17 protein-coding genes are annotated in these 21,788 nt (G+C 37.8%); 5 read left to right on the forward strand and 12 right to left on the reverse strand.

From position 1 onward, the window contains the following. The first annotated feature begins 12 nt into the window (after positions 1-12). Both B6258_RS15985 and B6258_RS15990 read left to right on the forward strand, forming a co-directional pair. The gene (locus B6258_RS15985; RefSeq protein ID WP_099076084.1) at positions 13-1,260 is read left to right on the forward strand and encodes an MFS transporter; all 1,248 of its coding nucleotides are present in this window, start codon (positions 13-15) and stop codon (positions 1,258-1,260) included. Positions 1,261-1,299: 39 nt separating this feature from the next. Beyond that, positions 1,300-2,013: an MgtC/SapB family protein gene (locus B6258_RS15990; protein WP_099076085.1), complete on the forward strand. Its 714-nt coding sequence runs from the start codon at positions 1,300-1,302 to the stop codon at positions 2,011-2,013. A gap of 81 nt (positions 2,014-2,094) precedes the next feature. Here B6258_RS15990 and B6258_RS15995 read toward each other — a convergent pair whose 3' ends face one another. From B6258_RS15995 to B6258_RS16040, 10 genes are all read right to left on the reverse strand, one after another. Continuing rightward, positions 2,095-4,077, reverse strand: a complete 1,983-nt coding sequence (locus B6258_RS15995) for an acyltransferase family protein (RefSeq protein ID WP_099076086.1) — start codon at positions 4,075-4,077, stop codon at positions 2,095-2,097. Positions 4,078-4,178: 101 nt separating this feature from the next. Then, positions 4,179-4,895: a hypothetical protein gene (locus tag B6258_RS16000; protein WP_099076087.1), complete on the reverse strand. Its 717-nt coding sequence runs from the start codon at positions 4,893-4,895 to the stop codon at positions 4,179-4,181. Between the two features lie 179 nt (positions 4,896-5,074). Beyond that, positions 5,075-5,965 carry a dihydrodipicolinate synthase family protein gene (locus B6258_RS16005; protein ID WP_099076088.1) on the reverse strand — a complete coding sequence of 297 codons (891 nt, stop codon included), beginning with the start codon at positions 5,963-5,965 and terminating at the stop codon, positions 5,075-5,077. A gap of 175 nt (positions 5,966-6,140) precedes the next feature. Beyond that, positions 6,141-7,028, reverse strand: coding sequence for a MurR/RpiR family transcriptional regulator (locus B6258_RS16010; protein WP_099076089.1), 888 nt, complete (start codon positions 7,026-7,028; stop codon positions 6,141-6,143). Positions 7,029-7,218: 190 nt separating this feature from the next. Continuing rightward, a complete protein-coding gene (gene nanQ, locus B6258_RS16015; RefSeq protein ID WP_099076090.1) occupies positions 7,219-7,692 on the reverse strand; it encodes an N-acetylneuraminate anomerase in 474 nt (157 codons plus the stop codon). A gap of 13 nt (positions 7,693-7,705) precedes the next feature. Next, entirely contained in the window at positions 7,706-9,196 is a 1,491-nt protein-coding gene (locus tag B6258_RS16020; protein WP_099076091.1) for a sodium:solute symporter family protein, read from the reverse strand. A 51-nt stretch (positions 9,197-9,247) separates the two neighbouring features. Continuing rightward, positions 9,248-10,117: an N-acetylmannosamine kinase gene (gene nanK, locus B6258_RS16025; protein ID WP_099076092.1), complete on the reverse strand. Its 870-nt coding sequence runs from the start codon at positions 10,115-10,117 to the stop codon at positions 9,248-9,250. Further along, entirely contained in the window at positions 10,114-10,812 is a 699-nt protein-coding gene (locus B6258_RS16030; RefSeq protein WP_099076093.1) for an N-acetylmannosamine-6-phosphate 2-epimerase, read from the reverse strand. The genes nanK and B6258_RS16030 overlap by 4 nt, the downstream gene beginning before the upstream one ends. 209 nt (positions 10,813-11,021) lie before the next feature. Then, entirely contained in the window at positions 11,022-11,717 is a 696-nt protein-coding gene (locus B6258_RS16035; RefSeq protein WP_099076094.1) for an oligogalacturonate-specific porin KdgM family protein, read from the reverse strand. 82 nt (positions 11,718-11,799) lie between these two features. Beyond that, on the reverse strand, positions 11,800-12,957 hold the full coding sequence (locus tag B6258_RS16040) for an N-acetylneuraminate epimerase (RefSeq protein ID WP_206073636.1): 1,158 nt from the start codon (positions 12,955-12,957) through the stop codon (positions 11,800-11,802). Between the two features lie 622 nt (positions 12,958-13,579). Between B6258_RS16040 and fdnG the strand changes: the two genes are divergently transcribed. From fdnG to fdoI, 3 genes are read left to right on the forward strand one after another with little or no spacing between them, the layout of a single operon-like run. Further along, positions 13,580-16,627 carry a formate dehydrogenase-N subunit alpha gene (gene fdnG / locus B6258_RS16045; protein WP_099076096.1) on the forward strand — a complete coding sequence of 1,016 codons (3,048 nt, stop codon included), beginning with the start codon at positions 13,580-13,582 and terminating at the stop codon, positions 16,625-16,627. Positions 16,628-16,637: 10 nt separating this feature from the next. Next, positions 16,638-17,567 (forward strand): formate dehydrogenase subunit beta, encoded by a 930-nt coding sequence (gene fdxH, locus B6258_RS16050; protein ID WP_099076097.1) that lies wholly within the window; start codon positions 16,638-16,640, stop codon positions 17,565-17,567. Beyond that, positions 17,564-18,223: a formate dehydrogenase cytochrome b556 subunit gene (gene fdoI, locus B6258_RS16055; RefSeq protein ID WP_099076098.1), complete on the forward strand. Its 660-nt coding sequence runs from the start codon at positions 17,564-17,566 to the stop codon at positions 18,221-18,223. Before fdxH ends, fdoI begins: the two co-directional genes overlap by 4 nt. 115 nt (positions 18,224-18,338) lie before the next feature. On the opposite strand, the gene B6258_RS16060 is transcribed toward fdoI, so the two are convergent. Together B6258_RS16060 and B6258_RS16065 are read right to left on the reverse strand one after the other, a co-directional pair. Continuing rightward, positions 18,339-19,376 carry a fimbrial protein gene (locus B6258_RS16060; RefSeq protein WP_099076099.1) on the reverse strand — a complete coding sequence of 346 codons (1,038 nt, stop codon included), beginning with the start codon at positions 19,374-19,376 and terminating at the stop codon, positions 18,339-18,341. A gap of 2 nt (positions 19,377-19,378) precedes the next feature. Continuing rightward, positions 19,379-21,784, reverse strand: coding sequence for a fimbria/pilus outer membrane usher protein (locus tag B6258_RS16065; protein ID WP_099076100.1), 2,406 nt, complete (start codon positions 21,782-21,784; stop codon positions 19,379-19,381). Between the last annotated feature and the right edge of the window lie 4 nt (positions 21,785-21,788).

Below are 21,788 nucleotides of genomic sequence, written 5' to 3' on the forward strand. Positions count from 1 at the left end.
AGGAGAACGATGATGGATATGAAAATAACCTCTCGCTTACTGATTATGATGTTTGTGCAATATTTCATGCAAGGTGCATGGAATATGACCATGGGGCTAGTATTAAGTAGCTATGGTATGGCAAGCATTATTGGTAATGCCTACGCTTTATTAGGTGTCGCAACAATTATCTCCCCATTATTTATAGGTATGGTGGCTGACCGTTTCTTTGCTTCACAAAAAGTCATGGGCATCCTTCATTTAATTAATGCCGCTGTCATTATTTGTGTTCCTCAATTTATTGAGGCACAAAACAGTGGTATGACTTTATTCTTAATTTTCATTATTGGATTATTGTTTTATCCAACAACTGCGCTTTCAAATAGTATTAGTTTCTCTCATATCAATGGCGTGAAATATTTCCCTATTATTCGTGTATTCGGTACATTCGGTTTTATGGCTATCGGGTTTATATTAGGTGAAATGGGCTTCTCTGGTAGTACTATGACTTGGTATATCGCTTCTGCTGTGGGCGTTTTACTTGGTTTCTACTGCTTTACTTTACCTAATACGCCACCTAAAGCGAAAGGTAAGCCATTCTCTGCTCGTGATATTTTATGTTTAGACGCACTTTCATTATTTAAAGATCGTTATTTTGCGATCTTAATGTTTAGTATCTTTATTTTAATGATCCCAAAAACAGCTTACTCTGCTTATATTCCCGTTTTTATTAAAGCATTAGGTTTTAATAACGCAGCGTCTATTATGCAAATAGGGATCGCCTGTGAAGTGCTGTTTATGTTTGTCTTATCCTTCTTCTTAATGAAGTTTGGCTTCAAAATCACATTACTTTTAGGGGCTGTTAGCTGGATCATTCGCTCAATATTCTTCTCTTATGCAGCGGTAAATACAGAGTTTTATTTTATCGTTATCGGATTAATGTTACAGGGATTATGTTGGGACTTCTTCTTTACTGCTGGTGATATCTATGTTGACCGCAAAGCTAAACCGGAAATTCGTGCTCAAGCACAAGGCCTACGCTTTATTGTCTCTAATGGTTTCGGCTTATTATTTGCTTCCACTATTTGTGGTCAAATCTTTAATTCAACCATAACAGAAACCGGTGAAGCTGCATTACCACAGTGGTCAACATTCTGGATATATCCAGCAATCGTTGCCGCCGTTGTATCCCTATTCTTTATCTTCTTCTTTAAAGATGATGTGAGTAAAAAGAAAAATAACGAAGATAAAAAAGCACAAGAAAGTATTGCAACACCATAGTTTTAAAATAAAGGAATAAGCCAACGTTAGGAGCAAACCATGGATGTATTAATACAGTTTGTTGACAGCATTGGCCCTTTATCACTTTCAAGTATCGCTAAATTACTGGCCGCCTTTATTTTGGGTGGCCTTATTGGCTTAGAGCGTGAATCAAAGGGAAAACCTGTCGGTTTTAAAACCTGTGTCATTATTGCTGTTGCCAGTTGTTTATTAACCATTGTTTCTATTCAATCCGCGGAATATTACGCCAATATTTCCGACAATATTCGTAGTGATCCCATGAGATTAGCGGCGCAAATTATCAGTGGAGTCGGCTTTCTTGGCGCTGGCGTTATATTGCATCGACGTGATGATGCAATTTCAGGCCTGACCACAGCCGCTATTGTATGGGCGTCAGCCGGTGTTGGTATTGCTTGTGGCTCGGGTTTCTATTGGCATGCCATGATTGTGACTGTTCTCTTTTTTATGGCTATTCAACTTAGCCCGCAAGTGGTGCTATTTCAGATGAAAAACCAACGCTTAGGTAAGATAAAAGTGCGTATGTTATTTACTCATGAAAGCGGTGTTCCTCTTTTAATTGAGTATTTAAAAAGCCATAAAGACGTAATTGAAAATCTGACTATTCGCGATATTAAAAAAGAACGTGTTGAAGTAAATTTAAAACTGTTGGTTAGGCAAAAAATTACCTTACCTGAATTTTATTGCTCATTAAAACAACTTGAACATGTTCATTCTGTTTCGCTTGATCATTAATATATTCAAAAATAAAAAGTGCGCATTATCTTAGATAACCGCGCACTTTTTTATTATTTTGATGATCGATTGATGGTCATATTAAGGATTTTCTATGACTAACGGATTATCAAAACGTTCTAGATACATCATGCCAAAGATTGTTGAAGCATAATCTGTAATATGCCCTACATCACGATAAACCGGCACACCTTCTATATCAGTTAAACAGATATTTTTATCACACTGTACATCTTTAGGATCGATGATAATTAAAGTTGGATAGTCCTTTTTTAATGTAACAAATAACTGATTCATCCATGTATTTCCCTCACCTTTATAGTTTTTAGGGTTACAATTATTATCTGCAAAGTCTTTTCTTAATTTTGCATTTTCATAAAAACAGGTCATAAAACCACTTGGCATAGAATTGACTGTTTTAATAAAAACGGGTTTAGCACCCGTTGCAATAATAAGATCAAGTGCTTCACGCATCGCTTTCTCAACGCGTTTACGAGACTCCTCAACGGTTCTAACATCGCCTAGTTTATTAATGACATGATTTGACGCGTAGTTATTCCAAACTTGCCCAAATATTACATAATCAAAGTGATTATTTTTGATAAGTTGATAATATTTCGCTGTTTGATCATAACAACGTTGATAAACGGTATTTTTATGATTAGACCAGTCATAAAGATAAATATTAGGAAGCGTAATACAGGATGAAGTTGCTTGTGCATATACATCTATCTTGGCATCTTTACCTAAAATATCCATAAAGCCCCAATAATGATTTGCATGAGAATCACCCAATAAAAAAGCTTTTCTCTGGCTTCCCACTTCACCAATATGGCACATTTTATCTGGATCAGTGGCTTCAAAATTCATGCATTTAGTTCGATTTGGATAATCAAACTGATTCAACTTGGCTTCTAAATTAACATAATTTTGCCCAAGCCTTAATCCAAAACCTTGATATTTTTCATTTAGTGCATTTAGCCCCAAAGCACATAAAATAGGAATAATTAACAGAAGTGTGATGGAATATTTAAAGGCTAAACGCTTTCTTCTAAGCGGTTTTTCAATAAGAAAATAAGAGATAATAGAGAGCAATAAGGTTAATGCTAATAGTGATCCTTTTTGCAGTTCTGTATTAAATACACCAATATAACGTGCAACTGCAAATAATGGCCAATGCCATAAATAGAGTGAGTAAGATAATAACCCAACGATCACGATTGGCTTTAATGAAAGTATTTTTTTAATAATGCTTCCATGCTGTCCGGTATAAATAATGAGTGCAGCACCAAGACAAACATACAACGTATTAAGGTTCGGATAACCTGCAATAATATCGTTTTGAAATGCAACCCAAACAATTATACCTAGCGCAATTAAGCTAATAACATCATTGATTCTTCGGTTAGGTTTTATCTTTGTTGGGAGGTAGGCAACACATGCACCCAACATAAATTCAAAGATCCGCGTACTAAAATAGTAGTAATTTTTCGGTTGATCTTTTTGGTAAAAAAACACCAAAAAAAACGAAATAACAGTGACTAATGCCACCAAATAAAAAGGATTAATGCTCTCTTTTATATTGATTTTATGCAGAAAATAAAGTGCAAAAGGCAAGAAAAGATACCATTGCCACTCTATCGCTAAAGACCATGTATGCAATAGTGGTAAAAAGAGTGCATCTTGCGCTGCATAACTGGTTGTTACTCTCGCAAAATATTTATTAGAGAGAAAGGCTGAGGCGTATTTTTCGCTATTTGTAATATCTAAATAATCGCTAGGGAGATAAAAAATCCCTGATATTACTAGTATTGCAATTAATACAACAAGATAAAGCGGCTGCAATCGCCATAATCGACGATTATAAAAATCACGAAATGAAAAATCACCTTGCGACAATGAAGTTTTGATTATCAGCGAGATCAAAAAACCAGAGATCACAAAGAAAATATCAACGCCAATAAACCCTGAAGGAATTAAACAATTATCTAAATGGAAAAAGATAACCAAAATAACAGCGACTGCTCTTAAACCATCGATATCTGCCCGATATTTTACATTCATAATTCAAACAAATAATCCAAATAAAAAGAATCGCTGGATTATATACCAATTAGCCATTTTGCTTTAGTCACAAAAAGAAGAAGACTATTTAATATTGACTATTAATAACATCGAAATGGCCATAGCTGATTAAATTCCATCGTTAAACCCAATTGCACTTCAGATGAAAGTGAACCTTTACTCACTACAAATTTAGGGTGTCGAATAACGATAGGGATATTAATATCATAATGCATTAATGATGATCGATTCTGCTCTAACTCATCATAAAGCGTTTTCATTTCTGCTGATGATGTATTCTCACGTAATCGCCCAAGTGTGATATGAATAATGTTTTTATGAAGCTCACTCTCAATGGGGATTTGCTGATAAATCTGCTGTCTAAAAAGTGTTAATTCCTCTGAAATACCCGTTAATATCAAACTGCCATTGGATGTTAGGACAACATGACTAAATGAAATTTCGATACTTTTTATTTGATTAAAGATTTTTGCAATCTCATGGCACCATGATAATAATATGGGCCGTTGCAGTTTAAACTGTTCATTTTGTTGATTAAAAATCGTTAATAATGTGGAATGAAACTCTTGTGGCTGAGCAAATTCAATAAATGGAAATTGAAGTGCAAGCTGTTCACAATAAGTCATTAGCTTCTGGCTAAAGGGAATAAAGTTTTCGTCAATTTCAGGCTGACAAATCATTAATTGCCCCGCATTTAAGCTGACATCAATAATACTTTCATCATTAATTTGTCGTTGCCAAGTTTCACCTGTTGCCAATTTTTTGAGTGTTGCTTGTGTCAGAAATTCGTATGCCATCCACACACCTTAATTAAGAATAAAATAATAACTCGTACTTTGGTTTGAGTGACATTTAAAATCAAGCTTTAGAAAGAAGAATAAAAAAGTGGCTTTCTTCTGAAAGCCACAGTCACATCAAAGGGGGAGATGTTGAAAGATGGGTCTATCTACAAAGAACTCAATCAAAGTCAAATCGATTACAGAAAATTAGCCGCTTTAAACTTCGCGAGCGCATCAGCTTTTTGTTCTGCTGTCATTGGCCGTAACGGACGACGAGGATCACCCACATCAATGCCATGTAATTGCATTGCCACTTTTCCTGCTGCAACGCCGCCGTATTCAACTAATACACGAATAATCGCAATCACTTTATCCATGCAAGCGGTAACACCTTCATGATCACCCGCTTTAAATTTTTCAATAATTTCAAGGTATAATGGCGCAGCATAGTTATATGTACTACCAACAGCGCTCAATGCACCACAGGCTAATCCAGCAGGAATAAACTCATCAACACCAAATGGAACATCGTACTTTCCACCATCTACGCGTAAACAACGCTGGAATTCATACATATCCGGGGAGTTAAATTTCATACCCGATAAATTAGGTATTGCTTTACCCGCTACTTGTAGAAATTTTTCCATATCAATGCTTAAGCCTGACATGGTGGAGTGATAATAGTAAAAACCTTTAGATGGTGCGCCGGCAGCAGCCAAACGACAATATTCAACCAGATCATCAACATTGCCCGGTTTAAAAAAACAAGGGCCAATAACAGATGTTGCTTTGATATCTAATGTTTCGGCATGGCGAGCAAGTTCTAACGTATCAGCAATACTTAATGCACCTGTATGAATAATAAGATCAAGCTTGCCCTGACTTGCATTAACCCAGCGTTCAGCCACTTTCTTACGTTCTTCAACAGAACAATGAATACCTTCGCCTGTTGTTCCTAATACATAAGCACCTGTCACACCACTTGCAATCAGGTGTTTTGCTATCTCATCAATGACAGGGTAATTAACGCTACCATCTGTTGCAAAAGGAGTATGTGGTGCGGCAATCAGTCCAGAGAGTTTGTTCATGATAACTTCCTTTGGAGGTTAATTTCTTTTCTATTAATTTTATGGAGCTTAGCTCTATATTAGGGAGCAATACTTCAGAACGCAATAACGAAATGAGCATTAAAGGAAGAGAAAAATGAAAGTGTGATCTTTAGCCAATTTTCACTAAAAATCACACAATGATGTAGAGATAAACTTATGCAGAATGAGTCTGTTTTAGCGCATTCAATGTTCGTAATTTTTGCTCTTTCACCATGTCAGGTTGAGCTTGCACTAATAACGTATAAAGAAGATCTAATACAAAGAGTTGTGCTGTTTTTGTACCAATAGAGTCACCTTGCAGTTTCCCTTGTCGGTTACCATTAATTAAATGGTGATCAGCATACTCCATAATTTGTGAGCCTAAATTATGCGTCAATGCGATCGTGCTGGCTCCTGCTTCTTTAGCTAATTTAAGCGCATGAACAGTTTCAGGAGAATTACCTGAATGGCTAATTCCAATAGCAACATCACCGGGTTTTAATAATGAAGCTTGCATATACATAAAGTGGTTATTGGTAACAGCATCAACACGATAACCAATTCGCATCAGTTTATTTTTTAAATCTTCAGCTGTAATTCCTGAAGAACCCACACCACAAATAAAAATATAGTTTGCAGATAATAAAGCCGTTACAGCACCTTGAACTTGCTTCATATCGAGTAGATTCAATGTCTCTGATAGTACATTATTAATCGTTGCTTGAAGTTTTAAACCAATGGTATGGATATCGTCTTGATGGGTGACTTCTGCATCAAGAATAGGTGACTCTTCATTATCAGAGGTCGCCATTTCAATCGCCAAATCCATTTTAAAATCTTGAAACCCTTTATAACCCAATGTACGACAAAAACGCACAACCGTCGCTTCACCCGCTTTTGTCGCTTGTGAAAGTTGAGCAATAGAGAGCTGAGTGACTTCTGTAGGATGGAACAGGATATAGTCTGCAATACGCTGTGATACTCGCGTTAGACTATTTTTCATTGCGCCTAGCGTATCAAGTATTTTACCCGGCTTTAATCGGGTCGTTGCCTGTTCTGTCATGGAGATTATCCTTGGTTGCAGAAGATACACGGGAAAAAAATTCTGCCCACAAGAGTACCAATTCCAACAGGTTAAAAAAAGCCTTGCTAATACAATAATGTGATAATAAAAAACGCTTTATTCCTCAATATCATCAGAATACAATCTACTGATACGTCAGACATAAAGCGCTTAATAAAAACAGGCATTGTTAGTCAGACAATGCGGTGACATCTAGCTTAACAACCACTTTCTTCAGCGTATTTGCCCCCTTTTCAGCCGAAATTCCCGGTTTATGAGGTTCATAAGGCATAAAAACAGCAAACATGCTTGGTGTAAGTGTTAAGGTCTGTTGACCTATTATTGTATCGGTTAATTGATAATCGTCAGCCTCATTATAAGGTGTCACATCTTGCGCTGAACCCTGTATACCAAAATCAATAATTTCTTCACCACTAAGCAATATTTGAATATCAATATAACGCTGATGTAATTCCGCGCGCTTCTGTTCACGAGGCTGAGTGTCAAACGTCATCACATTCATAAACAGTGTTTCGCCATCAATTTTATAACTCCCTGGTGCAAGTGAAGCAGGATCAAGTGCTAATGCTTTTTCCATTGCGTCACGCAACGCAGGATTCATTTCTGGCATCGTAGTCAGATCTGAGGTATGTCCAAATAACATAGATTATTCCCTATTAGTTTCCTGATGTTTCACTATCATCTAATGAAACTTGTTTTGCTGATGCGAAAAGCGGTGCTGTCATTGTTCCTGCAATAACAACAGACATTGCGCCAATCACTCCGTAGAAGAAGAAATTAAGATCACTGCCGTAACGCGCGGCTAATACAGCAATAATACTGACAATGATCCCGACAACCGCACTACCTGCATTCGCGCGTTTAACAAAAATACCCAGCATAAACAATCCGGTCATTGGGCCCCCCATTAAACCAATCAGACTATTAAAGGCATCCCAAATTTCAGATTCATCAGATAAAACTAACCAGATTGCAGCCAAGCTACTGAAGACGCCAGCAACAATAATGACCAATCTTGCGACTTTCATCTTTTGTTCAGCACTGCGTTCAGATTTACTTAAGCGAGTATAAATATCAGAGTTAAAACAGCTTGAGATACTGTTTAAGCTACTCGAAATACTGGATTGAGCCGCAGCAAAAATAGCTGCAATAATTAATCCAGCAATACCAACAGGCATTTCAGTCACAATAAACAGAGGCAAAATTCCCCCCGTATTAAAGCCTTCAGGTAAGAAATTAGGATTTTGTTTGTAATACACAAACAAGGCAGATCCAATAGCAAAGAAGAAGATAGGAATAATGGCAACTAATTTCGCATTTGTTATCAGTGTACGTTTTGTTTCTTCAATGGAATCCGTCACAATATAGCGCTGTACAACATCCTGACTTGCTGTAAACTGTTGAATATTGGCAAATAAAAATCCGATCATCAAAACAGGAATAGTGCTATCAGTCCAACTCCAACGAAATTGAGTCGTAGGGAAGAATTTATCGGCTTGTGATGTTGCAGTGAAAATTTCACTAATTCCGCCATCAACTTTAAAGCAGATCATAATAAAAATAAGAACTGCACCACCTGAAAGTAATAACCCTTGAATAACGTCAGTCCAAATAACCCCTTCAATTCCGCCCATCCATGTATAAATAATACATAGCAAGCTAATCAGTACGATTAAAACAACGGGGTCTATACCCATAAAAGGACGAAGAGCAAGTACCGTTAAATACGTAATAATAGCGACTCGACCAATATGGAATAACATAAATGAAAGGCTGGCAAATAAACGACTGCGTACATCAAAACGGGCTTCTAAATACTCATAAGCCGAAGTGATTTTTAATTTTCTAAAGAAAGGAATGTAAAAATAAAAAACTAAAGGCAAAATAGCAATAGCCAAATATTGCCCGATAATAAACGTCCAGTCGGAGGTATAGGCTTTTGCTGGGATCGACATAAAAGTAATTGAACTTAAAGTAGTCGCAAAGACAGAAACCCCAGCCGCCCAACCAGGCACTCGACCTCCTCCACGAAAATAATCATCCGCTGTTTTTTGGCGTTTAGAGAAATAAACACCCACGAGTAACATTGCTGCCAAATAACCAAACAGCACTGCATAGTTAATAAAACCAAAATCATGTAATTGCATTTTTTAGTCCTGCCATATGTAGGGTAAAAGGTAAGTTTTACGACAGTTTTTTTATTGCTCTCTAGCCCAAAGGACAGCGCCCCAGAGCCCGGCATCATGATGATAGTGAGCCGATAATATCGGCACTTGTAATGCAACTGGTTGCTTTATCTGGGCAGCTTGAACGAGTTCGATATATCCCTTTGCTAGCCCAACACTTCCCCCAAGAACGACACAATCAGCATCCGTTGTTGCTTTAATATCGGTCACCAAATTTGCAATGGTGTTTGCTGAACGTTCAATAATTGATTTTGCTTGTGAATTTCCCTGATGAAAGGCAGCAAAAATCGCTTTTGCATCTTTTCCGGCTAGCTCCTCTGTCGCTTGCGACGCAATTGCACGGCCAGAAGCGATTGTTTCAACACAACCATAGCGACCACAACCACAAAGTGGACCATGAGGATCAGCAAGCGTGTGACCTAAATGGCCTGCTATACCTCGCTTTCCAGTAGAAAGTTGTCCTTGTTGAATGACGCCACCGCCGACACCTGTCGATACGGTGATAAATGCCATATCAGAAATAGTGTCACGGCGATGATCATATTCAGCCCATGTGGCTGCTTGAGCATCGTTGAGTAGCCAACAAGGCAATCCGGTGAGTGCAAAAAGTGTTTCTTTTAAAGGAAAATCTTTTAGCCCACCTAAATTATCAGGATTCAACGCGGTCAAAATGCCATTGCAAATAATCCCTGTTGATGCAACAGCAACGCTATCTGCATAGCGTTTTAGCGGTGTAGTAATAGCAACTAAGGCTTCATAAAGTTGCATTGGTGATGCACTTGCAGGTGTAGCTATCTGAGTATGTTGTGTCAGTTGGTTATCTCGACTAATTAGTGCCGCCGAGATTTTTGTTCCTCCAATATCAATGGCTAATGTATTCATTTATCTAACTCCTGCTGCCACTTTAATGCCTGAGTAAACCAATCACAGACATGCTCAAGACGCGTTATTGCAGAGCCTACCGTGACAGCCCAAGCACCGGCTTGCATTCCCCTTGCGGCTATCATTGGTGTGTTATAACGTCCTTCGGCAATCACTCTGCATCCCTTTTCTGCCAATGCCGTAACCAGCTGTAAGTCAGGTAACTTTGGTATTTCACCACCGGTATAACCCGACATCGTTGAACCAATAAATTCAGTGCCTAACTCTTGGCAATACATACCTTCATCAAAGGTGGCGCAATCTGCCATCGCCAATTTTCCTAAATGATGAATATGAGTTAATAACGTTTTCACGGGTACAGGACGTACACGATCAGTACCATCAAAGGCAATAATATCGGCGCCCGCTTTAGCCAAGTCATCAACATCACTAAGCCATGGCGTGATCCTCACTGAGCTATCAGGTAAATCACGCTTCACGATGCCAATAATCGGCACATCAATAAGAGGACGAGTTGCTCTTAAATTATCAATTCCCTCAATACGCACTGCGATTGCTCCCGCATTTACCGCAGCTTGAGCCATTGCAGCAACAATCTCTGGCTTATCCATTGGGCTATTATCAACCGGTTGGCAAGAGACAATTAGCCCACCTTTTTGTTGAATATCTTTAGTCATCTTTTCAATTAGCGCCATTTTGAACTCACTGTTCTCTTCTTTTGAAATGTAACTCCAAATTATAGTATTTTACGGAGTTTAATTTCTCAATCAGAAAAACAGTAATTTGTGAAGAAGATCAAACAATAGCCAAGCTTTCGCAACTCACTGATAAATAGATAAAATAAAAAGTAGAGTGATGTTCCCACCACTCTTCCTCTTTTTTATTCTGCTTTACTTAACTTAAATTAGAAATGGAACTGCAACCCGACTCGATAACGTGTCTGACGAGCATCACTAAGAGGGCTTACCGCCATATTGCCAACTTCAATATAAGGTGTGAAAGTACTGTTGATTTGATAAGAGAAAGCAACGTTATGTTCATAATTACGTTTTTTATTATCATATTTTATGGCGTCGCTATACATTTGAGTATAATCATATTCCACTTTAAATTTGTTATATTTATAACCGATAAAACCATCAAGACGATTTGTTTTTTCATCATCAACCCCTTGTTTTGTTTTACGGGCATAATCAAAACGATAACGTCCTGCAATATATAAACCATTATCAAAGTTATATTGTGCTTTTAAATAAGGTTTATATATAGAAGTATCTGTTACGGTTTCAAAAATAAGGCCAGGCTGCAATGTAATATTGCTATTTAGTTTATAGTTATAACTTAATCCCATTTCAATCGCATTATTAACAACATCACTAAATAGCTTATCTTTTTCACCATCAACACCACCGGATTTAACGCTAGCATCAATATAAAAACCAATGCCATTCGAAAAAGAGTGAATAAATGCAATTCTATCTTTATTAATTCGAGTAGAGTCTGCATATTCATGACGGAAATCTAATGTAGTCGCATATAATTGAGATGACATTAATAAAGTACAGCATGACAATAAAAGTTTTTTCTTTTTATTTAGCATAATGTTTATCCACAAAGGTGAGATCCCCTGAATTAATCAAGGAGATCTTTATGAATTATTTTAATTTATATGTAGGAAGAGATTATTCAATAATTAATTGTTTATCTTTCATCGTTAAAGTAATAACTGAATTAACAGCTTCACCTTTATTTGTTTCGCCTCCAATTAAATAAAGTGAATTATCATGTGAAACAGTAACGCCATAACCAAGAGGAAGAGGTAATTCACCAATAACTTTCCATTGATTATTAATAAAGCCATAAATTTCTTTATGCCATGCCTTTTCTAACCCTTGATGCGCAAAGTAATGTTGCTGTGCATAGTTTGCCTGTGCTCCCGGAAAATTAGCCCCACCAGCAACAAGTAAAGTGTGCATACTATAACCTGCAAATGCACCCGCTAAACCATCTTGCCGCTGATTAGGTGTAGGATCAGGTAGTTTCTGAACAACAGAATTCCACTGTAACTGATTATTTTTTAATGTGGCGGTTTGTACTTCACTAGTGCGTAATCCTGGCTTTATTTCACCATTGATTAAAGTGATTTTATTGCCATCATAAACTAGTGAAGAACCTGCTGTTCCATTAAATGGCATAACACCTAATAATCTCCATTGATTATTTTTAGCATTATATTCCATTATATTTCGATTAAAAAAATAACCTTCTGCTGGCTTATTAAAATAATCACTAATGACTTTTTTATTTTCAGTTTCATTTGATTTAGTTCGATTTAAATCAATGAAATAACCGTCAAATATTTGTTGATTAACACCGCCAATAATAATAGCTTGATCATTGTTAATATTAATTCCTGTGTGCCCAACTAATCCATAAGGTGCTCGTGTATTGATCTTTTCCCATTTATTTTCTTTTGGTGAATAGCGATAAACATCTGTAAGCGCACTCATTGTTTCGCTATTTTCATTTTCTTTCCCAGCGCCACCAATAATATAAATATCGTTATCTAGTGTTAGTGCAATAGCTTGGTCTCTTTGTGTTCCGGGAAAATCTGCTATTTTTTCCCATTGTTTCATCGAACTATTGAGATCAAGCTTATACCATGATTTTCCCGCTGTACCTAAACCAACATAAATAACATTTTCGCTGATTGTTCCCGCGCCACTTTTAAATGTCATAGGCAAATCAGGAAGTTTTTCTGCAAAACTAATAGATGTGAATATTGCCGACACCAGCATTACAGAAAGACAGGAGTAAGGTATTTTCTTTATTCTGTTCATACTTATTAGCTCTTATTATTGTCATCAAGTAGGGTATTTTTCTTGTATCTTGAATATCACTCCAATATATAATTATTTTCGGAGTTAAACTTCAAATCGATCTTTTCTGAATTGTGAAGGCGATCAAAATGTCTATTTTTTAACCTTCTATTTTCACAGCTTTACTTAAGCTAAATTTAGGGATAAAAAACTGACAGTTGAATAAAAAATAGTCATAAAAATTTATTGTTGAGATTTTATGCAGAATATAATGTCATTTCTTTTACAGTAAAAATTTTTATGATAAAGGTAAAAATGGAGTTTTATTTCAAATGCCTTTTTAATCGATTTAATGCTCATTTTTACCCTGTGTGTTAATTGAAAAATTAGTTATTTAACATGATGAAAATCAAACTAATTTGTTATTTTTTAATATAATTTGTATCCGCATTGTTAGTATGGATTTATTTTTTTTCCTCGTTATAATCACCAACGTCATTTTAAGTAGTAGTTCATCACATTGAGTTCATAAAACGATACTCAGGTCTGTCTTGAATGATTGAAAAATGAAATCTTATCTTTACTGGACGTTTTTTAAACGCCCGGTACGGATGTTATTTATCAATTTATCAAGGAGACACTGATGCAAATCAGTCGTAGATCGTTCTTTAAGATCTGTGCTGGCGGTATGGCAGGCACATCTGCTGCATTACTAGGCTTAGCACCTGAAGTATCTATTGCGAACGCTCGCCAATATAAATTATTACGTTCCGTTGAAACTCGTAATAACTGCACTTATTGTTCTGTGGGTTGCGGTATTTTGATGTATAGCCTTGGGGATGGCGCAAAGAATGTCGATAAAAGTATTTATCACATTGAAGGCGACCCTGATCATCCTGTTAGCCGTGGCTCTTTATGCCCGAAAGGCGCAGGGCTTGTCGATTATATCCACAGTGAAAATCGCCTGAAATATCCTGAATATCGTAGACCCGGCTCTGATAAGTGGGAGCGTATTTCATGGAATGAAGCGATTGATAAAATCGCACGCTTAATGAAAAAAGATCGCGATGAAAACTTTGTTACCCATAATGAAAAAGGGCAAGAAGTTAACCGCTGGCTAACAACCGGTATGCTTTGTTCATCTGCTGCCAGTAATGAAACAGGCATTCTAGATAATAAATTTTCTCGTTCATTAGGCATGATTGCTATCGATTGTCAGGCGAGACTTTGCCATGCACCAACCGTTGCTGCATTAGCGCCAACCTTCGGTCGAGGAGCAATGACCAATAACTGGGTTGATATTAAAAACGCTAACGTTGTGCTGATCATGGGCGGTAACCCCGCTGAAGCGCATCCAGTCGGTTTTAAATGGGTTATCGAAGCTAAAATTAAGAACAATGCGAAGGTTATCGTTGTCGATCCTCGTTTTAACCGTAGTGCTTCCGTTGCCGACCTCTACTCTCCTATTCGTGCAGGCTCTGATACTGCGTTTTTATTAGGTGTGATTAATTACCTTATCGAACACAATAAAATTCAGCATGAATATGTGAAAGCCTATACCAATGCTTCATTAATTGTACGTGAAGATTTTAGCTTTGAGGAAGGTCTTTTCAGTGGGTTTGATAAAGAGAACCAAAGCTACGATAAAACCTCATGGCACTATGAACTTGATGAGAAAGGTTTGGCATTAAGAGATAATTCACTACAACATCCTCGTTGTGTGTGGAATCTTTTAAAACAACATGTTTCACGCTATACCCCTGAAATTGTTACCACACTTTGTGGTACGCCATTAGAAGATTTCACCTATATCTGTGAAGCCCTTGCGTCTACTAGCGTAAAAGACCGAACCTCAACTATTTTGTATGCCCTTGGTTGGACACACCATACAGGAGGCGCGCAAACTATCCGTGCAGCAGGTATGATCCAGTTATTATTAGGTAACGTGGGTATGCCGGGTGGCGGTGTCAATGCATTACGTGGGCACTCTAATATCCAAGGTTATAGCGATTTGGGTTTATTATCATTAAACCTACCAGGTTATATGCCTCTGCCTAATGAAAAACAGACATCATTAGAAACTTACTTATCCCAAGTGACACCCAAAACAGTGGTTGCAGACCAAGTTAACTACTGGAAAAGAACCCCTGATTTCTTTATTAGTTTGCTAAAAAGCTTCTGGGGTGAGCACGCCACGGCTCAAAATGAGTGGGGCTATCATTGGTTACCGAAATGGGATAAAAGCTACGACATCATGGCGCAAACCCAATTGATGATCGATGGCAAAATGAATGGCTATATCGTTCAAGGTTTTAACCCATTAGCCGCCTTTGCAGATAAAAATAAATGCAGTGCTGCCTTAGCCAAATTGAAATATATGGTGGTTATCGATCCGTTAGTCACAGAATCGTCTAACTTCTGGCAAAATCACGGCGAAATGAATGATGTCACACCTGCAGATATTCAAACTGAAATCTTCCGTTTACCATCTTCTTGTTTTGCAGAAGAAAATGGCTCAATTGCAAACTCAGGCCGCTGGCTACAATGGCACTGGGCTGGCGCTAAACCACCAGCACAAGCATGGCACGATGGTAAAATTTTAGGGCATCTGTTGATGCGTCTACGCGAGCTTTATCGCGAAGAAGGCGGTGTTTGTCCTGAACCTGTCATGAATCTGTCTTGGAACTACGTTGACCCTTACGATCCTCAGCCTGAAGAAGTCGCAAAAGAGGCAAATGGTCAAGCAATGCAAGATATCTTTGATGAAACAGGCAAATTGTTGTTTAAAAAAGGACAACAGCTTGATGGTTTCCATCAACTGAAATCCGACGGTTCAACAGCCAGTTTCTGTTGGGTTTATTCCGGTTGCTGGACTGAAAAAGGCAACCAAATGGCCAACCGTGATAACGCCGATCCATCAGGTTTAGGTTGTACGCCGGGTTGGGCGTTTGCATGGCCTCAAAACCGCCGAGTGTTATATAACCGTGCATCTGTTGACCCACAAGGTCAACCATGGGATGAAAAACGCCAATTGATCAAATGGAATGGTAATCAATGGGTTGGCCCTGATGTGCCAGACTATAGCAACGCAGCCCCTAATAGCGGTGTAGGTCCTTTTATTATGCAGCCGGAAGGTATGGGACGCTTGTTTGCCGTTGATAAAATGGCTGATGGTCCATTCCCCGAATTCTATGAACCATTTGAATCACCAACAGAAGAGAATATTCTGCACCCGAACGTCTCTCGTAACCCTGTTGCACGGTTATACAGCTACGATGCCGAACATTTAGGTAAAGCGAATGAATTCCCTTATGTGGCAACAACCTATTCAATTACTGAATTATTCCGCCATTGGACTAAACACTCTCTGATCAATGCCATTGCACAGCCTGATCAATTTATTGAGATTGGTGAGCAGCTTGCTTCACGCAAAGGCATTGTGGCAGGTGATGAAGTTAAAGTCAGCGCTAAACGTGGCTATATCAAAGCCAAAGCCGTGGTCACTAAGCGTATTAGACCACTGACGATTAATGGCAAAGTGGTTGATACTATCGGTATTCCTTGTCACTGGGGCTTTGAGGGTGCGACTCGCAAAGGTTTCCTTGCCAACACATTAACGCCATCAGTGGGTGATGCAAACTCATTCACACCTGAATATAAAGCGTTTTTAGTTAATATCGAAAAGGCATAAGGGGAAACTGATGTCATTACAATCTCAAGATATTATTCGTCGTTCGGCGACCAATTCCCTCACGCCAGCACCACAGGTACGTGACTTTAAAGAAGAAGTGGCAAAACTTATCGACGTAACAACCTGTATTGGCTGTAAAGCCTGTCAGGTGGCGTGTTCTGAATGGAACGATATTCGCGATAAAGTTGGTCTTAACGTCGGGGTTTACGATAATCCCATGGATTTAACCGCCAAATCTTGGACAGTGATGCGTTTTTCTGAAGTAGAAGAAAATGGCAAGCTGGAATGGTTAATTCGCAAAGATGGCTGTATGCACTGTGCTGATCCGGGCTGTTTAAAAGCATGCCCATCGGAAGGCGCTATTGTGCAATACGCTAACGGTATTGTCGATTTCCAATCTGAACACTGCATTGGTTGTGGCTACTGTATTGCTGGCTGCCCTTTCGATGTCCCTCGTATTAATGAAGAAGATAACCGCGCTTATAAATGCACATTGTGTGTTGATCGCGTTGAAGTAGGCCAAGAGCCTGCCTGTGTAAAAACCTGTCCTACCGGTGCCATTCATTTTGGCTCTAAAGAAGCAATGACGCATCTTGCCAATGAGCGCGTCGCTGAACTCAATACACGCGGTTATGACAAAGCCGGTTTATACGATCCACAAGGCGTTGGCGGAACTCATGTGATGTATGTTCTTCATCATGCGGATAGACCTAACTTGTATCATGGTTTACCAGAAAACCCAGAAATTAGCTCAACAGTGAAATTCTGGAAAGGTATTTGGAAGCCATTAGCCGCAGTAGGTTTTGCTGCCACCTTTGCAGGTGCCATGTTCCATTATTTAGGTATTGGCCCTAACCATACCACCGAAGAAGATGAAGAAGAGGCGCAAAAAGAGATGGAAGCATCACAAAATTCAGTGAATAAAGAGGAGCAGAAATAATGAAGAAGAAGAGCGATAAAATCCTTCGTCATACGGCCTCAGAGCGAATCAATCACTGGGTTGTGGCGATTTTCTTTGTCTTTACCACCTTTAGCGGGCTGGGCTTTTTCTTCCCATCTCTAAATTGGTTTATGAATATTTTAGGCACACCACAACTGTCGCGTTTACTGCATCCATTTACGGGTGTTGCGATGGTATTTTTCTTTATCTTTATGTTTTTTAGATACTTCAAATATAACTCTGTTGATAAAGATGATTTAGTGTGGGCAAAAAATATCCATAAAGTGCTGCAAAATGAAGAAGCAGGCGATATTGGGCATTACAACTTAGGTCAAAAAGGAATTTATTGGACATTAAGTCTCAGCCTGATTGTTCTGACCATTAGTGGGATAATTATTTGGCGTCCTTATTTTGCCGATTATTTCTCTATTCCGGTAATCCGCATTGCCTTACTGGCTCACTCACTGTCAGCCATCTTATTGATCATCACCGTGATTGTTCATGCTTATGCCGCATTTTGGGTAAAAGGTTCAATTCGTAGCATGATTGAAGGTTGGGTAACGCGTGGTTGGGCGAAAAAGCATCACCCACGTTGGTATCGTGAGATTTTAGAAGAAGAGAAAAAAGAAGCAGAAAACAAATTAAATCAAAAATAATACACTGCTTTTGTTTTTATAAATAAAATAGATGTGAGAAAAAATGGAGGCTTAATGGCCTCCATTTCTCTTTTTAATCAATATTAAACTTAATAGACTATTGTTCTATTTTTCTTTATCTCACTTCAAGGTCGAAATTAATTGAACCTGATATTTTTCCAGGGGTATAGTCATCAGCATAGCGATAATATTTTGCATAAAGGGTTACTTTTTTCTCTTTACCCGCACTTATTAGAGGATCTGCGTTATTAGCAACAAACCCTGTTGAGAAATCTGATTCTGCGGAAATAATGATGCCTACACCTTTAGCATTACCATCTTGGCCTTCATTCTGTGATTTAAATACACTTGCTGCCTTAGAGTTAAGGGTCACATTTTCATAATGTTCATACTGAGTTGTTATGTAGACAAGTCCAGTTGCACTACCACTACATTGAATATCAAAATAGTCCTCCGCAACACCATTACTGTCTTGCGTAAAGCCTTTTTCAGGAAAAGACGAGTGCGCTACCCTAGGCAAATTAAGCTGTAATATATTTTTACCATTTTGGATCCGACAAGTAGTAGGAGGTGCAGAAATTAAGCCGTTTGTCATATACGTTACAATAGCGTTGTTGTTAGAAGGGGTGGGTTTACTACTCTTTTGCTGTTCATTTTGTAAATATGAAACATAAGTGTACGGAATTACACTACTGGACGATATACTTTCACCGTCATTAGTGGCATAAACACTTACCTTAATTGAAGGGGGAGTATAAAGCCCATCGTGATCAACAGTAATTTCTCTATAACTAGGGTATTTAGGTACCTCTTGCCCCGTTTCCACATCATCAACAGTAAAAGCATAGTTAGAGGTAAAATTGTACGCTATTTTACCGTCAATTCGCCCATATTCCCCTTGAAGACCAGATGGTGCAAATTTCTCATCATTATGCACACTTAAATAAATTTTAGATCCTGCTGTACATTCTAATAAATTAGCTTTCGAAGAAATAATATACTGATAAACAAGCCCGTCTTTTTTTATTCCTGCGGCTCTACTCGTATGAAACTCTTTAGAAACTGATACAATACGACTACCATTTGCTGGTTTACACTCAGCAAAAGATAATCCCGAAAAACAAAGTAATATTATGCTTATTAATACTCTCATGACTAATTGCACCTTTCACTTAATATTGCAATGCCGCCTTTTTTAGGCACATTATTAATATCGTAATTAATCTTACATCCATTTAATACATCGCCCTCTTTCCACGATACATTAATCTCACCGGACTCATCTTCCGTTGTCAGGTATAACTTATTGCCAATGGATGTTAAGAAAATTTCACCTGAACTGTTTTTTGCAATTGCTCCCATAGGGATCGTTTTATCAGATAACATCGTGATATATAATTTATTCCCTTTTTTAGTATTGAATTCAGATAAAACAATCGCACCTCTTGTGGGGATAACTCGACCAGATACACTTTCGTTAATATCAATAGTATCTGGGATGCTTTTTGTATTTAAATAAACAAAGTTTTCTCGATAAGCCGAAAGTCCCGGTTGCACCCCGACACCAAATCCATTGGTTCTCATCGTTGCGCTGTTATTTTCAACACCAGAAACACCATCTATTAAAACAATTGAATTGGTATCAGATAAGGTGTTTCCTATTGATGCACCATATTGTGTTAATGTTATCGCACCAGAGGCATTGTAATTAATAGATTTATTATTTTTAGATTCAGAATAACCCGCACCAATACTGCCATAAGGGCTTCCATAGTTTGCAGATATTCCGTAACTATAATCTCGCCCATCATCATAAGAACTTTGATTGACTGAGACTTGTGCTTGATTATTCTCACCAAAAGAGCCACTTGCACTATTCGAAATCGCAAAAGTTCTATTGTTATATGACGAACTTGAGTTAGCCCAATAAAGCTTATTATTGACACTAAATGGAATTGATAAATTAAGACCAACAGACCAAGGATCATTAGCACCGTTGTTCTTAATATATTTATTAATATAAAGACTATATGAAAGGTTCTTTATATTACTGGAAAAAGAAGCATTAAATGAGTTTGTTCTTGTGCCATTTTGATTTTTTGTCAAAGATGAACCGATCCCAACTTGGCTATGTTCAAATATCTGTTGGGATAGTGTCAGTGTGATATTATCTTTTACCCGATTACCATAACGAGTATCATCATCCATTGCTTCGCTAAAGGTAGAGAAACCATTATTTAATATATGGTTTATCATCAGGCTGAAATTTGTGCCTGTCTCTATGGATGATTTTGATAAATTGGCCTTCAATGCCATGCCTGTTTTATTATCCAAATCATTTTTAGCTGAAATCAAGCTAATATCAAAAGCACCAAGCTGCCCTAAGTTGGCCCCAAAGCCGGTTGATAAGGCATTATATTGGCTAGATACCTGAACACCCCCCAGAAGGGTAATAAAACGGGTAATACCGGCTGCCACATCTACCTGACTAACAATCGTATTTCTTTTATCATATTTACCCGTTGACAGGCTGTATACTACTTGTCCTTTAGGTTTCAAATTTTGCATTGATGAGAAAGGCACCACAAAGCTATTTTTCTCACCACTCATAGACTCTACCGTGACATACAAATTACCACCGCCATTAGTCGGAGAGTAATCCGTAATATCAAAAGTCCCAGGAGGAACGACTTTTTGATAAATAACATGGCCATTCTGTACAATCGTAATTGTGGATTCTGTGCTTGCTATCCCTGTGACATTAGGGGTGTATCTGTTCGCTTCCGAGGGTAGCATCATGGTGTCTGTTTCGAGCTTCGCGCCAGAGATTTTGACCGAATCAAAGTGCCATGATGAGGTATAAATATCACCCACAGATAAAAGGCTATTGATTGACCTGATACTTCTAAAGACATAGCTGGAAATATTTTTCCATTTATTGCCATTTTGATTATTTTGCCATGTCGAGTAATTACGGTAGCGCCATGCCCCTAGATTCACACCTGATTGAAGATTAATATAATTAGAATTATGAGAAAAACTGTCACCACCAGAGCCATAACCTGATGCTGTGTAGTTGGTAAAAATAGCAGCAATACCATCATCCCATAAGCTTTTTTCCAGTTCACGTTTTCTATTCTCATTAAAAACGGATTGGGGCACGGTGATAAACAGATTGTTGTCACCGATTTTAACTTTGTGAGAAAGATATTCTATCTTACTTAAATCAACACAATCATTGATATACGTAAATTTAACGCCTTCAATTCCAAACGAAGTCAATTCATCTGCTGAAAAACAAGGTGTTAATACTTTATTTCCTTTATTATCAGGCAAAATAATAAACTCTTTATCTATTCTCTTAATCTTTTGCCCATTAATAATTAGCATGACATTATATACCCCAGGTAAAAATTCATTATTAACAAATAATGAAATATCTTCATTATAGTTATTATTTGAACTATCACCCTTATATAACAAACCAAGAGGATAATTATCATCAGCTTGCACACCAAATGTCATAGAAATACAAGCAATTAATAAGAGTTTATTTTTCATTTTT

The sequence above is a fragment of the Proteus alimentorum genome, assembly GCF_002607735.1.
In the GTDB taxonomy this organism is placed as follows: Bacteria; Pseudomonadota; Gammaproteobacteria; order Enterobacterales; family Enterobacteriaceae; genus Proteus; species Proteus alimentorum.

What these genes read in the sequence shown, in the direction of transcription:
- B6258_RS16035 (WP_099076094.1), bottom strand. Translation starts at nt 11,717, where the DNA reads ATGCTAAATAAAAAGAAAAAACTTTTATTGTCATGCTGTACTTTATTA.
- nanK (WP_099076092.1), bottom strand. Translation starts at nt 10,117, where the DNA reads ATGAATACATTAGCCATTGATATTGGAGGAACAAAAATCTCGGCGGCA.
- fdxH (WP_099076097.1), top strand. Translation starts at nt 16,638, where the DNA reads ATGTCATTACAATCTCAAGATATTATTCGTCGTTCGGCGACCAATTCC.
- B6258_RS16000 (WP_099076087.1), bottom strand. Translation starts at nt 4,895, where the DNA reads ATGGCATACGAATTTCTGACACAAGCAACACTCAAAAAATTGGCAACA.
- B6258_RS15995 (WP_099076086.1), bottom strand. Translation starts at nt 4,077, where the DNA reads ATGAATGTAAAATATCGGGCAGATATCGATGGTTTAAGAGCAGTCGCT.
- B6258_RS16060 (WP_099076099.1), bottom strand. Translation starts at nt 19,376, where the DNA reads ATGAGAGTATTAATAAGCATAATATTACTTTGTTTTTCGGGATTATCT.
- fdnG (WP_099076096.1), top strand. Translation starts at nt 13,580, where the DNA reads ATGCAAATCAGTCGTAGATCGTTCTTTAAGATCTGTGCTGGCGGTATG.
- B6258_RS16040 (WP_206073636.1), bottom strand. Translation starts at nt 12,957, where the DNA reads ATGAACAGAATAAAGAAAATACCTTACTCCTGTCTTTCTGTAATGCTG.
- B6258_RS16065 (WP_099076100.1), bottom strand. Translation starts at nt 21,784, where the DNA reads ATGAAAAATAAACTCTTATTAATTGCTTGTATTTCTATGACATTTGGT.
- nanQ (WP_099076090.1), bottom strand. Translation starts at nt 7,692, where the DNA reads ATGTTATTTGGACATACCTCAGATCTGACTACGATGCCAGAAATGAAT.
- B6258_RS15985 (WP_099076084.1), top strand. Translation starts at nt 13, where the DNA reads ATGGATATGAAAATAACCTCTCGCTTACTGATTATGATGTTTGTGCAA.
- B6258_RS16020 (WP_099076091.1), bottom strand. Translation starts at nt 9,196, where the DNA reads ATGCAATTACATGATTTTGGTTTTATTAACTATGCAGTGCTGTTTGGT.
- B6258_RS15990 (WP_099076085.1), top strand. Translation starts at nt 1,300, where the DNA reads ATGGATGTATTAATACAGTTTGTTGACAGCATTGGCCCTTTATCACTT.
- B6258_RS16010 (WP_099076089.1), bottom strand. Translation starts at nt 7,028, where the DNA reads ATGACAGAACAGGCAACGACCCGATTAAAGCCGGGTAAAATACTTGAT.
- B6258_RS16005 (WP_099076088.1), bottom strand. Translation starts at nt 5,965, where the DNA reads ATGAACAAACTCTCTGGACTGATTGCCGCACCACATACTCCTTTTGCA.
- B6258_RS16030 (WP_099076093.1), bottom strand. Translation starts at nt 10,812, where the DNA reads ATGGCGCTAATTGAAAAGATGACTAAAGATATTCAACAAAAAGGTGGG.